Source organism: Sulfitobacter sp. M368 (genome assembly GCF_025141875.1).
Lineage (GTDB): Bacteria > Pseudomonadota > Alphaproteobacteria > Rhodobacterales > Rhodobacteraceae > Sulfitobacter > Sulfitobacter mediterraneus_A.
Genome location: NZ_CP081113.1, coordinates 1,516,962 through 1,529,751 on the forward strand (window position 1 = coordinate 1,516,962; position 12,790 = coordinate 1,529,751).

Annotated in this window: 10 protein-coding genes; 8 read left to right on the forward strand and 2 right to left on the reverse strand. The window is 60.9% G+C overall.

Annotated features, from left to right (window positions below):
- Nucleotides 1-11: 11 nt before the first annotated feature.
- The 8 genes from K3754_RS07615 (at nucleotide 12) to K3754_RS07650 (ending at nucleotide 10,586) form a co-directional block, all read left to right on the forward strand.
- Nucleotides 12-890 carry a D-alanine--D-alanine ligase gene (locus K3754_RS07615; protein ID WP_231024158.1) on the forward strand — a complete coding sequence of 293 codons (879 nt, stop codon included), beginning with the start codon at nucleotides 12-14 and terminating at the stop codon, nucleotides 888-890.
- Complete coding sequence (locus K3754_RS07620) at nucleotides 878-1,765, forward strand: cell division protein FtsQ/DivIB (RefSeq protein WP_259942534.1); 888 nt, start codon at nucleotides 878-880, stop codon at nucleotides 1,763-1,765. Before K3754_RS07615 ends, K3754_RS07620 begins: the two co-directional genes overlap by 13 nt.
- Before the next feature lie 31 nt (nucleotides 1,766-1,796).
- The gene (gene ftsA, locus K3754_RS07625; protein WP_203211600.1) at nucleotides 1,797-3,131 is read left to right on the forward strand and encodes a cell division protein FtsA; all 1,335 of its coding nucleotides are present in this window, start codon (nucleotides 1,797-1,799) and stop codon (nucleotides 3,129-3,131) included.
- Between the two features lie 175 nt (nucleotides 3,132-3,306).
- Nucleotides 3,307-4,926 carry a cell division protein FtsZ gene (gene ftsZ, locus K3754_RS07630; RefSeq protein WP_259942539.1) on the forward strand — a complete coding sequence of 540 codons (1,620 nt, stop codon included), beginning with the start codon at nucleotides 3,307-3,309 and terminating at the stop codon, nucleotides 4,924-4,926.
- 204 nt (nucleotides 4,927-5,130) lie between these two features.
- Nucleotides 5,131-6,054, forward strand: a complete 924-nt coding sequence (lpxC, locus tag K3754_RS07635; protein WP_203211598.1) for a UDP-3-O-acyl-N-acetylglucosamine deacetylase — start codon at nucleotides 5,131-5,133, stop codon at nucleotides 6,052-6,054.
- A gap of 226 nt (nucleotides 6,055-6,280) precedes the next feature.
- Nucleotides 6,281-7,150, forward strand: a complete 870-nt coding sequence (locus K3754_RS07640; RefSeq protein WP_203211597.1) for an outer membrane protein assembly factor BamD — start codon at nucleotides 6,281-6,283, stop codon at nucleotides 7,148-7,150.
- Between the two features lie 36 nt (nucleotides 7,151-7,186).
- The gene (recN, locus tag K3754_RS07645) at nucleotides 7,187-8,836 is read left to right on the forward strand and encodes a DNA repair protein RecN (protein WP_259942553.1); all 1,650 of its coding nucleotides are present in this window, start codon (nucleotides 7,187-7,189) and stop codon (nucleotides 8,834-8,836) included.
- A gap of 64 nt (nucleotides 8,837-8,900) precedes the next feature.
- Entirely contained in the window at nucleotides 8,901-10,586 is a 1,686-nt protein-coding gene (locus K3754_RS07650) for a chloride channel protein (RefSeq protein WP_259942555.1), read from the forward strand.
- 12 nt (nucleotides 10,587-10,598) lie between these two features.
- Here the strand turns inward: K3754_RS07650 and K3754_RS07655 are convergent, their stop codons facing one another.
- The gene (locus K3754_RS07655; protein ID WP_203211594.1) at nucleotides 10,599-10,943 is read right to left on the reverse strand and encodes a DUF427 domain-containing protein; all 345 of its coding nucleotides are present in this window, start codon (nucleotides 10,941-10,943) and stop codon (nucleotides 10,599-10,601) included.
- A gap of 33 nt (nucleotides 10,944-10,976) precedes the next feature.
- Complete coding sequence (locus K3754_RS07660; protein ID WP_259942557.1) at nucleotides 10,977-12,767, reverse strand: aminopeptidase P family protein; 1,791 nt, start codon at nucleotides 12,765-12,767, stop codon at nucleotides 10,977-10,979.
- Nucleotides 12,768-12,790 lie beyond the last annotated feature (23 nt).

Sequence of the window (12,790 nt, forward strand, 5' to 3'; positions counted from 1 at the left end):
TGGCGGTATTGATGGGCGGCCCCTCTGCAGAGCGCGAGGTCTCGCTGTCCAGTGGGCAAGCCTGCGCAGCCGCGCTAAGGGAAAGAAACTACAATGTGATCGAGGTCGACGCTGGCCCCGATCTTGCTGCCGTTTTGACACAGATAAAGCCTGACGCCGTTCTCAATTGCCTGCATGGCCGCTGGGGCGAAGATGGCTGTGTGCAGGGTTTGCTGGAATGGTTGCAGATCCCCTACAGTCATTCGGGTGTGTTGTCTTCTGCGCTGGCGATGGACAAACAGCGCACCAAGGAGATTTATCGCAGTGTTGGCCTGCCGGTTGTGCAAAGCACGATAGCCGCCGCCGAGGATGTGCGCCGCGACCACGTGATGACGCCACCCTATGTGGTCAAACCCAATAACGAAGGATCCTCCGTCGGGGTCTATCTGGTGGGCGCCGAGAACAACGGCCCGCCGCAACTGGGCCCGGAGATGCCAGAATTTGTGATGGTCGAGGCTTTCGCGCCGGGGCGCGAATTGACCACGACTGTGATGGGACAGCGGGCGCTGACGGTCACGGATATCCTGACCACCGGCTGGTATGACTATGACGCGAAGTACAAAGAGGGCGGATCGTCCCATATCGTGCCGGCCGATGTCCCGACCGAGATTTTTGAGCTTTGTCTTGAGTATGCCTTGCGGGCGCATAACGCCTTGGGATGCCGGGGCGTCAGCCGCACGGATTTCCGTTGGGACGAAAGCAAGGGCGCCGATGGTCTGGTGCTGCTTGAGACCAATACCCAGCCGGGCATGACCGCCACGTCACTGACGCCGGAACAGGCGGCGGCTTGCGGCATGTCTTTCCCTGAGCTTTGCGCCTGGATGGTGGAGGACGCGACATGTTCCCGCTGAGCCTGCGCCGTTCCTCGGCCAAACCGGCCAAAGCAGACCCCGCGCCATCGCGCTGGTCCTGGCGGATGCAGCGGTTGATGCTGACGCCGGGGTTCCGGCTGGCGCTGCGGGCGGGTGTTCCGTTTTGCCTGACCTTGATGGCCGCCACGATTTACCTGTCCAACGAAGAGCGCCGCGAGGCGATTGCGCTGGCGGTGTCGGACGCACGGCGCAGCATTGAAGAGCGCCCGGAATTTATGGTCAAACTGATGGCTGTGGATGGGGCGACCGGCGCGCTCGCGGCAAATGTGCGGGCGCTGGTGCCGGTGGAATTTCCCGTCAGTTCTTTTGATTTGGATGTCACAACCCTACGCCAGCAGATCACCGAACTGGACGGGGTCAAGAATGCCAGCGTGCGGATCAAACCAGGCGGTATTTTGCAGGTGGATGTGACGCCGCGCATTCCGGTTGCGGTTTGGCGCACCGAAGACGGTTTGGTTCTGGTGGATGAGGGTGGCGCACGGGTCGAAGTGGTTGACAGCCGCGCGGCGCGTCCCGATTTGCCGTTGATCGCCGGGCAGGGGGCGCAGGCAAAGGTGCCGGAGGCATTGCGCCTGATCAACGCAACCGCGCCCATTGGAAAGCGACTGCGCGGTTTGGTCCGTGTGGGCGAACGGCGCTGGGATGTGGTTCTGGACCGCGACCAGCGGATCATGTTGCCCGAAACCGGCGCGGTTCAAGCGCTGGAGCGGGTGATCGCGCTGGAAGGCGCACAAGAGGTTCTCAGCCGGGATGTGTTGGTTGTGGACATGCGGTTGGCCCAGCGGCCGACCGTCAGGATGAGTGAAGAAGCCACAAAACAATGGTGGCAGATCAAACAGATTTCGGGCCAGTGATGCTGGACCCGCGACATGAGGCGGTGAGACGATGACAAATCTATATGACAGCCAACGGTCTATGCGGCACATGCGGAAACTCGCCATGCAGCGCGGTGTTGTCGCCGTTCTGGATGTAGGCAGTTCCAAGATCGCCTGCCTTGTTCTGCGCTTTGACGGGGCGGGGCAGTTGGGCGACGAGGGTGAAATCGGATCGCTGGCGGGGCAGTCGGGCTTTCGGGTTATTGGCGCCGCGACGACACGGTCTCGCGGGGTCCGCTTTGGCGAGATATGCGCGATGGGCGAAACCGAACGCGCCATCCGCACCGCATTGCAGGCCGCCCAAAAGATGGCCGGTATCCGTGTGGATCACGTGATTGCCTGTTTCTCCGGGGCCGAGCCGCGCAGCTACGGGCTGGACGCGCAGATCGAACTGGACGGGCAAACCGTGTCCGAACAGGATGTCGCCCAGGTTCTGGCCGGATGCGAGGTGCCCGAATACGGCGAGGGCCGCGAAGTGCTGCATGCCCAGCCCGTGAACTTTGCGCTGGACCATCGGTCGGGGCTCAGCGATCCGCGCGGACAATTGGGCAATACCCTTTCGGTGGATATGCATATGCTGACGGTCGATGCCGCAGCGGTACAGCATCTGGCCCATTGCATCAAACGTTGTGATCTTGAATTGGCTGGCATTGCCTCTTCTGCCTATGTCTCGGGCATTTCGGCACTCGTCGAGGATGAGCAAGAGCTGGGCGCGGCCTGTATCGATATGGGGGGCGGATCAACCAGCGTGTCTGTTTTCATCAAGAAACATATGATTTTTGCAGATTGCGTGCGCATGGGCGGTGATCACGTCACCAGCGATATTTCCATGGGGCTGCAAGTTCCGACAGCCAATGCCGAACGGATCAAGACATTTTACGGCGGCGTGCATGCCACCGGCATGGACGACCGCGAGATGATCGAGATCGGCGGCGACACGGGCGATTACGAACATGATCGCCGCACCGCCAGCCGCGCCGAATTGATTGGCATCATGCGGCCACGGGTCGAAGAGATCCTCGAAGAGGTGCGGGTGCGCCTTGATGCGGCAGGCTTTGACCATCTGCCGAGCCAGCAGATCGTTTTGACCGGCGGCGGCAGCCAGATCCCCGGCCTGGACGGGCTGGCGAGCAAGATTTTGGGACAACAGGTGCGCCTTGGCCGGCCCCTGCGCGTGCATGGGTTGCCGCAGGCCGCAACCGGGCCGGGCTTTGCCTCGGCCGTAGGGCTGTCGCTCTTTGCGGCGCATCCTCAGGACGAATGGTGGGACTTTGCGATCCCGGCGGACAGCTATCCGTCTAAGTCGCTCAAGCGGGCCGTAAAATGGTTCCGAGACAATTGGTGACCGCAATATGCGGTGGATGACCCGAAATGCATGGTAAATCGGCGAAAAAATGCCCATATTTAGCTGGTTTTAATCGATTTATGGGTGACGATGGGGCTGCAGGCCGTTAAGATTACCGGCAATTGGTGGCGAAATAAGCCTGCGAACGTGGGCAAATAAACAGGCGGACAGCATTATGACACTCAATCTTTCCATGCCCGGGCATGATGACCTGAAACCACGGATCACCGTTTTCGGTGTCGGCGGCGCAGGCGGCAACGCGGTCAACAACATGATCGACAAATCGCTCGAAGGCGTCGAATTCGTGGTTGCGAACACTGACGCGCAGGCTTTGCAGCAAGCCAAGGCGGAAAGCCGGGTGCAGTTGGGTATCAAAGTGACCGAAGGCTTGGGCGCGGGCGCACGAGCCAGCGTTGGCGCGGCCGCTGCCGAGGAAAGCATTGAACAGATCGTCGATCATCTGGCGGGTGCGCATATGTGCTTTATCACCGCAGGTATGGGCGGCGGCACCGGCACCGGTGCAGCCCCGATCATCGCCCAGGCGGCGCGTGAACTGGGCGTTTTGACCGTTGGCGTTGTCACCAAACCCTTCCAGTTTGAGGGCAACAAACGGATGCGCCAGGCCGAAGAGGGTGTCGAAGCCCTGCAAAAGGTCGTGGACACGCTGATCATCATTCCAAACCAGAACCTGTTCCGTTTGGCGAATGAAAAGACCACCTTTACCGATGCCTTCTCGATGGCAGATGACGTGCTTTATCAAGGGGTTAAGGGCGTTACGGATCTGATGGTCCGTCCCGGCCTGATCAACCTCGACTTTGCCGACGTGCGGGCCGTAATGGACGAAATGGGCAAGGCGATGATGGGCACAGGCGAGGCCGACGGCGAAGATCGCGCCATTCAGGCCGCTGAAAAGGCCATTGCCAACCCGCTGCTGGACGAAATCAGCCTGCGCGGAGCCAAGGGCGTGTTGATCAACATCACCGGCGGTCAGGATCTGACCTTGTTTGAACTGGACGAAGCGGCGAACCGCATTCGCGAAGAAGTTGACCCGGATGCGAACATCATCGTCGGGTCCACCATGGACGATTCCCTGGGCGGCATGATGCGCGTCAGCGTTGTGGCAACAGGGATCGACGCGGTTGAAGTCAACACGGACATCCCGGTGCCGCGCCGATCCATGAGCGCCCCCTTGAAGCCGCAGACCGTGGCCGAAGAGGCACCTGTTGATGTGGCCGATGAAACGCCAATGACGGCTGAGACCGCACAGGCGGAAGATCAGGCGCCGCTCTTCGAGGATCTCGACGTGCAACGTGCCGCCGAGGAAGAGCAGGTCGACCATCTGTTTGCCGAAGACACCAATGATGCGGATGACCTGCCACCACCGGCCTATCAGCCGCAGGTCGCGGCCTTTGAACCCCGTCAGGAAGAAAGCCTTGAGGCCGAGCCTGATACCTTTGTGGCCCCGCGTGCCCCCGCACCTGGCACCCCGTCTCCGGAGGCGCTGGCACGTTTGCGGGCCGCGGCTCAGAAAGCCGCTCCAGAGCAACAGAGAGCGCCCGCCGCAGCACCACAGGTCGCACCGCAGGCTGAAAAACCACGCTTTGGCATCAACTCGCTGATCAACCGGATGACCGGCCACGCAGAGGGCGAAGCGCAGCAGCGTCCGGCCCGCCAGCAGCCGCAAATGCAGCCCCATCAGGGGCAGGCCGCCGCCGCGCCGCAGCCGCAGGAAAGCTCCGATCCGGATCAGGAACGGATCGAGATTCCCGCGTTTTTGCGCCGTCAGGCGAACTAAGCGCCTCACAAATGATCAAGGAAGGGTCGCTTTTTGGCGGCCCTTTTTCGTTTTTAATCAGGGGCTTGGTTTGTCATTGGCGTCTTTGCGCTCAATCATTACAGCCATGTTTCAGTCCGTTACAAAGATTGAGTTGAGACTGCGGTGTCCGCCCCTTACTTCCATGGCAACCGCTGCGGCGGGATTCGGATACAGGCGGACTGCGTGCAGAATACGATCAAATCTTCCATCAGCTTTACGGGCAAGGGCCTGCACTCGGGTGCACCGGCCACAGTGACCGTGCGCCCCGCCGGGGCCCATCACGGTATCTGGTTTTCCCGGAGCGATGTTTTGGTCGGTGACCGCCTGATCCCCGCACGTTGGGACGCGGTGAACCGTTCGCCATTGTGTACCAAGCTGGAAAATGCCTCGGGTTTGGCTGTTTCGACGGTTGAGCATCTGATGGCGGCGCTGGCTGGTTGCGGCATCCACAATGCAATGATCGACATCGACGGACCAGAAGTGCCAATCCTTGATGGCTCTGCGATCCCGTTTGTGCGCGGTTTCATGCAGCGTGGCATTCGCCAGTTGTCCGCGCCTGTGATGGCGTTTGAGGTGCTCAAGACCGTCACTGTCCGGGATGGTGAAGCGACCGCAACGATCGCGCCGGCTGATACGCTGCGCATTGATTTCGAGATCGATTTCGCTGACGCGGCCATTGGCCATCAGAAGAAATCCCTGGTGATGAACAACGGCTCATTTGCCCGCGAGCTGTGTGACAGTCGCACGTTCTGCCGCCAGGCGGATGTGGATGCGATGCAGGCCAATGGTCTGGCGCTGGGTGGCGATTCTGGTGAGAACGCGGTTGTTTTTGACGGTGACCGTGTCATCAGCCCGGGCGGTCTGCGCTATGCGGATGAGCCTGTGCGTCACAAGATGCTGGACGCATTGGGTGATCTGGCTTTGGCGGGAGCGCCACTTTTGGGCCATTATACGGGTTTTCGTGCGGGCCATTCCCTGACCAACACCTTGCTGCGCGCACTCTTTGCCACACCCGGTGCTGTGCGGCTGATCACCTGTGATGCACAGACCGCAGCGCGGCTGCCGGGTGCGGGCCTGATCTGGGACGAAATTCCGCAGGTTGCTTAGGGTCAGGACGCAACAGTTGCGATGTTGCCGCTATTGCCATTGAAGCGTGGCCCAAGTGCATGTAATTCCATACAGATAACGGTGGCGGCGCGTCAATTCCTCGGACTTTTCCGTGAGGTACACCACAAAGTGCGGAATCGGCGTTTTGCAACGCAAATTATTGTGCTAGGCAAGGTCGCAAGAAGGGTCGGGTGACCATGTGTTTAACGATACAAAGGGTGGGGGCATGACAGTGGCGGGGTCGCGTAAGCGGATGATCGGTGCGGTGCTTGTGGTTGCGGCTTTGACGGCTTGCGGCGCACGGGATGCCGGGCGCACCACAACAAGTTTCTTCAACCCTCAGGAAATCCCGCTTGAGACCTATTCTGCCGAACAGATCTTTGAACGGGGCGAGTTTGAACTGAACCGCCGCCGCCCCAAAGAGGCCGCGTTCTACTTCGCCGAGATTGAGCGGCTCTATCCCTATTCGGATTGGGCCCGCCGCGCATTGATCATGCAGGCCTTTGCCTATCACAAGAACAAGGACTACCCCGACAGCCGGTCTGCGGCGCAGCGTTTCATCGATTTTTACCCCGATGATGACGATGCCGCCTATGCGCAATATCTGCTGGCACTCAGCTATTATGACCAGATTGACGAAGTGGGCCGTGATCAGGGTTTGACCTTTCAGGCGTTGCAATCGTTGCGTGACGTGATCGAGAAATACCCAGACAGTGAATATGCCAAATCGGCGATCCTGAAATTTGATCTGGCCTTTGACCATCTGGCGGGCAAAGAGATGGAGATCGGCCGCTATTACCTGCGCCGGGATCATTACACCGCTGCGATCAATCGTTTCCGCGTTGTGGTGGAGGATTTCCAGACCACAACCCACACTGCCGAAGCCTTGCATCGTCTGGTCGAAGGATATCTTTCGCTTGGCCTGACAAACGAGGCCCAGACCGCGGCGGCGATCCTTGGCCACAACTACCGATCCACGGATTGGTATGAGGACAGCTATAAACTGCTTACCGGTCAGGGGCTTGAGCCGAAGTTCTTTAAGGACAACTGGCTGGGCAAGATTTACCGCCAGACCATCAAGGGCGAGTGGTTGTAACGCGTGGGGTAATTCCCCACTCTACGGGCTGATCTGATGCTGCGCGGGCTTGATATATCGGACATGCTGATCATTGACCGGCTGGAGCTTGGCTTTCAACCGGGGTTGAATGTGCTGACCGGTGAAACCGGTGCGGGCAAGTCTATCCTTCTAGATTCTTTGGGATTTGTTCTGGGTTGGCGCGGCCGCGCCGATCTGGTGCGCCAGGGTGCGGAGCAGGGCGAGGTCACAGCATGGTTCGATCTGGCCGAGGGGCACCCGGCCCGTGCTGTTTTGCAAGAGGCGGGATTGCCTGATGGGGATGAGTTGATCCTGCGGCGGATCAATGGCCGCGACGGGCGCAAGACCGCCTGGGTCAATGGCCGGCGCTGTTCGGGCGAGGTGTTGCGGGCGCTGTCCGAAACCCTGGTGGAATTGCACGGGCAGCATGACGACCGCGGTTTGCTGAACCCGCGCGGGCACCGGGCCATTCTGGATGATTTTGCCGGCAACGGTGCGGCACAAATCAATGTGCGCAAGGCATGGTCTGCGCTTGCGGCGGCGCGTAAAGCCGCCAAGATTGCCGCTGGCGAACGCGCAGCTATTGAAGCCGAAGAAGAATTCTTGCGCCATGCGGTGGCCGAACTGGACAAGCTGGACCCGCAAGAGGGCGAAGAGGCCACGCTGGATACCAAACGCCGGATGATGCAGGGCGCGGAAAAGATCCGCAGTGATGTGGTCAACGCCTATGAGATGATGGGCCAGAACGGTGCGGAGCGGCAATTGGGCGATGCGCTGCGCTGGCTCGATGGTGCGGCCGCACAGGCCGAAGGGGCGCTTGAGGCACCGATGGCGGCGCTGAACCGGGCGATGGTGGAACTGGACGAGGCGATGTCCGGCGTGGCTGATGCGATTGATGCGATGTCCTTTAACCCGATTGAGCTGGAAGAGGCCGAAGAGCGCCTGTTTGCCATTCGTGGACTGGCGCGCAAACATGATGTGGCCCCCGACGATCTTGCCGGATTTGCCGATACCCTGCGGGCCAAGCTGGATGCACTGGACGCAGGCGAGGCAGCGCAGGCCGCGCTTGAACAGGCTGTCCGCGATGCCGAAGCTGCTTATGAGGCCGCAGCAGAAGCATTGAGCCGGAGCCGTGCCAAGGCCGCGGCCAAGCTGGACAAGGCTGTCGCGGCAGAGCTGGCCCCTCTCAAGATGGAGCGGGCGGTGTTCGAAACCCAAATCACCGCCGAAGATCCCGGCCCGGACGGGCACGATGGCGTGTCCTTTACCGTGGCCACCAACCCCGGTGCGCCCGCTGGCCCGCTGGGCAAAATCGCCTCTGGCGGTGAACTCAGCCGCTTTTTGCTGGCGCTCAAGGTCTGCCTGACCCAAGGCCAGTCGGGGCTGACCCTGATCTTTGACGAAATTGACCGCGGTGTGGGCGGGGCAACTGCCGATGCGGTCGGGCGACGTCTGTCGGCGCTGGCCGAGGGAGGGCAGGTTCTGGTTGTCACCCATTCGCCGCAGGTGGCCGCCCTTGGGGCGCATCACTGGCGCGTGGCCAAAGGCGTGGCCAAGGGGATCACCACCTCAACCGTGGTGCCGCTGGCCCCTGCGGACCGGGTGGACGAAGTGGCGCGGATGTTGTCGGGGGACGTGATCACCGACGCCGCCCGCGCCGCCGCCGAGGCCTTGTTGGCGGGGTAGGCGGGATGGGGCAATGTCATAAGTCTTTGCTCCGATTTGATCGATCCTCGATGCCGGTGGTGACATGACCGAACGCCCGCCTTCCTTTCTTGCACAGCAGTTTGACCAGGCGGTCTGCGCCTGCCGTGATGGTCTCAAGGTCATTCGCACCCGTGGTCCGGGCAAGATCACCTTTTGGTTTATTGCCCTGTTGATCGGCATCGCCGCCGGTTTCGCAGCACTGTTTTTTCGTAAAGGGATCAATTGGCTACAGGCCACCCTTTACGGAACGGAAGATGTGCAGAACCTGCATAGTTTCCTCACCGGAGTGCCGTGGTATTATATCGTTTTGATCCCCACCATTGGCGGGTTGATTGTCGGGCTGATCCTGCATTTCTTCACCCATGATGCGCGGTCGCGGTCCGTCAGTGACGTGATCCTCGGCGCGGCAATGCATGATGGCCGGGTCGAGACCCGCGCCGGGCTCGCCTCGGCGCTGTCGTCAATGATCACCCTCAGCACCGGTGGGTCGTCGGGGCGCGAAGGGCCGGTTGTGCATCTGGCGGGAGTGATTTCCACATGGGTCAGCCGCCGCATAAACGCCGATGGTATAACGGGGCGGGATCTGCTGGGATGCGCAGTGGCGGCGGCGGTATCGGCCAGCTTCAACGCCCCCATTGCAGGGGCCTTGTTCGCGCTTGAGGTGGTGCTGAGGCATTTTGCCGTACATGCCTTTGCACCCATCGTTATTGCATCTGTAGCGGGCACAGTGATCAACCGCTGGGAGTTTGGCGGCGTCACCGAGTTTATCCTGCCGACCTACGGCGATCTGCAATTCTATGTCGAGCTGCCCGCGTTCCTGCTGCTGGGGCTCACTTGCGGTTTGGTCTCTGTGGTCTTGATGCGGGGAATCTTTTGGGCTGAAGACTTTGGTGATGTCATTGAAAAGGCGACAAAACTGCCGCGATGGCTGCGCCCGGCGGTGGCGGGGGCGATCCTTGGCGTCATTGCGATCTGGTTTCCGCATATCATTGGCGTGGGCTATGAAACCACGTCACATGCACTGACCGGCCAATTGGTGTTGCACGAGGCGATCATCTTTGCCGTGCTCAAGGTGGCGGCGGTTTCCATCACCTTGGGCGGGCGCATGGGCGGCGGGGTGTTTTCGCCCTCGTTGATGATCGGTGCGCTGACGGGCCTGGGCTTTGGCCTGATTGCCACCGGCGTGTTTCCCGATGTCTCCGGTTCGTCCTCGCTTTATGCGCTGGCGGGTATGGGCGCGGTGGCCGCAGCGGTGCTGGGCGCGCCGATTTCCACCACATTGATCGTCTTTGAGCTGACCGGGGATTGGCAAACCGGTCTTGCGGTGATGGTCGCGGTCAGCATGTCCACGGCTCTGGCCTCGCGCATCGTCGATCGCAGTTTCTTCCTGACCCAGATCGAGCGGCGCGGCATTCATCTGGCCGCAGGGCCGCAGGCTTATCTGCTGTCGATGTTCATGGTGGCGCGGATCATGCGCCGGCCGGATGATCCGAGGGCGGCGGATGACGCCGCCTGTTGGGATCTCATCAACGAAGGTACCTATATCGACGGCACCGCCACGCTTGAAGCTGCGCTGCCGGTGTTTGAGCAATCAGGCGCACGGTTCATTCCGGTCGTGACGCTCAGCGCGGATGCGCCTCCCGAACTGCTCGGGGCGTTGTTCCACGTCGATGCGCTTAAGGTCTACAACAGGGCTCTGGCCGCCACAGCGGCAGAGGAACACTCCTGACCCGGTGCGGGATCAGATCTGTTCGACGGTGATTTCCTCGATGGGATAAAAGGCAAGATGATCCTTGATCGCCGCCACGGCCTCATGCGGGTTTTCGTAGGACCAAACCGCATTCTCCAGCGTTCGGCTTTTGGTCACCACAGAGAAATAGCGGGCATCACCCTTGTGTGGGCAATGGGTGGTTTTGTCCGTTTCATCCAGAAACGCCATGGCAATATCGCTGCGCGGGAAATAGACAACCTCGGGATAATCGCCCTCTTGCAGGATCAGGGCATTGGTGGTTTCGCCCAGAACGGCACCACCGGCACGCACGGTCCAATTGGCATCGGATTGTGTAATTGTGATGTGATCGGCCATGCTGTTTCTCCCCAAAAGCGTTCTTCTCCCCCGTCAAATCGGGGCGGTGGCAGCATCCAACCATAGTTTTGTAACAGGCGATACCCGCGGGCCGATTTTTTCTGCAACCTCGGCGTGGTAGGCATTGAGCCATGCACGCGCCAGCGGGTCCAACAGTGCAGGCAGGATCAGCCTCCGGTCGATGGGCGCAAAGCTGAGCGTGCGCCAATGCAGCATTTTACGGTGCGCGTCGCCGCCGGCCAAATCTGGTGCGTCTTCGACCACCAACAGGTTTTCGATCCGGATACCAAAGGCGCCCTCGCGGTAGTAGCCCGGCTCATTCGACAGGATCATGCCCGTATCCAGCGGCACATGACTGAGTTTGCTGAGCCGTTGTGGCCCCTCATGCACGCTGAGATAAGCGCCAACGCCGTGCCCCAGCCCGTGATCGAAGTCTTGCCCAGCCAGCCACAGCGGCATGCGGCCAATCGCCTCGATATCACGTCCCGCCAGCCCGCGCGGCCAGCGCAGGCGGCTCATGGCGATCATTCCGGACAGAACGCGGGTGAAGGCGGCGCTGGCCTCTTCAGGTGGTGTGCCGATGGCAATGGTGCGGGTGATGTCGGTGGTGCCATCGAGATATTGCCCGCCGGAGTCCAGCACCAGCAGATGACCGTCTTCCAGGCGGCTGTCGCTGTCTTCGGTCACGCGGTAATGCATGATCGCGCCATTAGGGCCGGTGCCCGCGATGGTTTCAAAGCTGATGTCCTGCAGCGCATTGTCCTTGCGCCGCGCTGCCTCCAACTGGCTGACCACCTGTGTCTCTGTCAGGCTGCCCACGGGCTGCGCGTCCAGCCAGGCCAGCACTTCGCAGAGCGCGGCCCCGTCGCGCAGATGCGCCTGAGCTGATCCGGCGATCTCGGCGGCGTTCTTGCAAGCCTTGGGCAGGGCACAGGGATCATCGCCAAAGACCGCAGCATCGCGCAAAGCTTCGGCCAGAATGACCGGAACGCTTTGCTTTTCTATGCGCACCGGGCCTTTGAGCTGTTGCAGAAAGGTGATCAGTGTTTCGGGGTTATGTATCGTGACTTCCGCCCCCAGATGGTCTGTTGCCGCTTGCAGCTTGGAGGCGGCAGCGAACAGATCCACCGCGCCGTCCTGATGCAGCACCGCAAAGCCATGCATCACCGGATTGCGTGGAATATCCGCGCCGCGCAGGTTGAGCAGCCAGCACAGGCTGTCGGGCAGGGTGATCAGGGCTGCGGAATGGCCTGCCTCTTGCAAAGACTTGCCCAGCCGTGCCCGCTTGTCCTCATGGCTTTCGCCAGCAAATTCAATGGGGTGTACCTTGGCCGGTGCCATCGGTGGGGCAGGTTGATCTGCCCAGATCCGGTCCACCAGATTGGCGCAGGTCCGCATTTCTATACCGGTGCCGGATAAAGCCTCGGCCAATTGTTCCAACTGCCCTGCGGTGTGCAGCCAGGGGTCAAACCCAACTGCGCCGCCGCTGGGCAATTGGTCCTTGAGCCACTGCGCCAAAGACATTTCCGGCCATGGCACCGGCGTAAACTCTGCCGCGACCTGCGTCTTGACCTGTGTGCGATAGCGCCCGTCAATGAACACGCCCGCGACGCCTTTCAGCGCCGCACAAAAGCCTGCCGAGCCGGTAAACCCGGTCAGCCAGGCCAGCCGGTCATCACGGGGGGCAACATATTCGCCCTGATGGGCATCGGCGCGGGGAATGAGAAACCCATCAAGGCCCTCTGCGGTCAACTCTTGGCGCAGCGCGGCCAGACGGGGAGGCCCCTGTTCCGGGCGTGCGGTGACCTCGAAACTCTGGAACATCCGCCCCTCCTTCATTTGGCTCA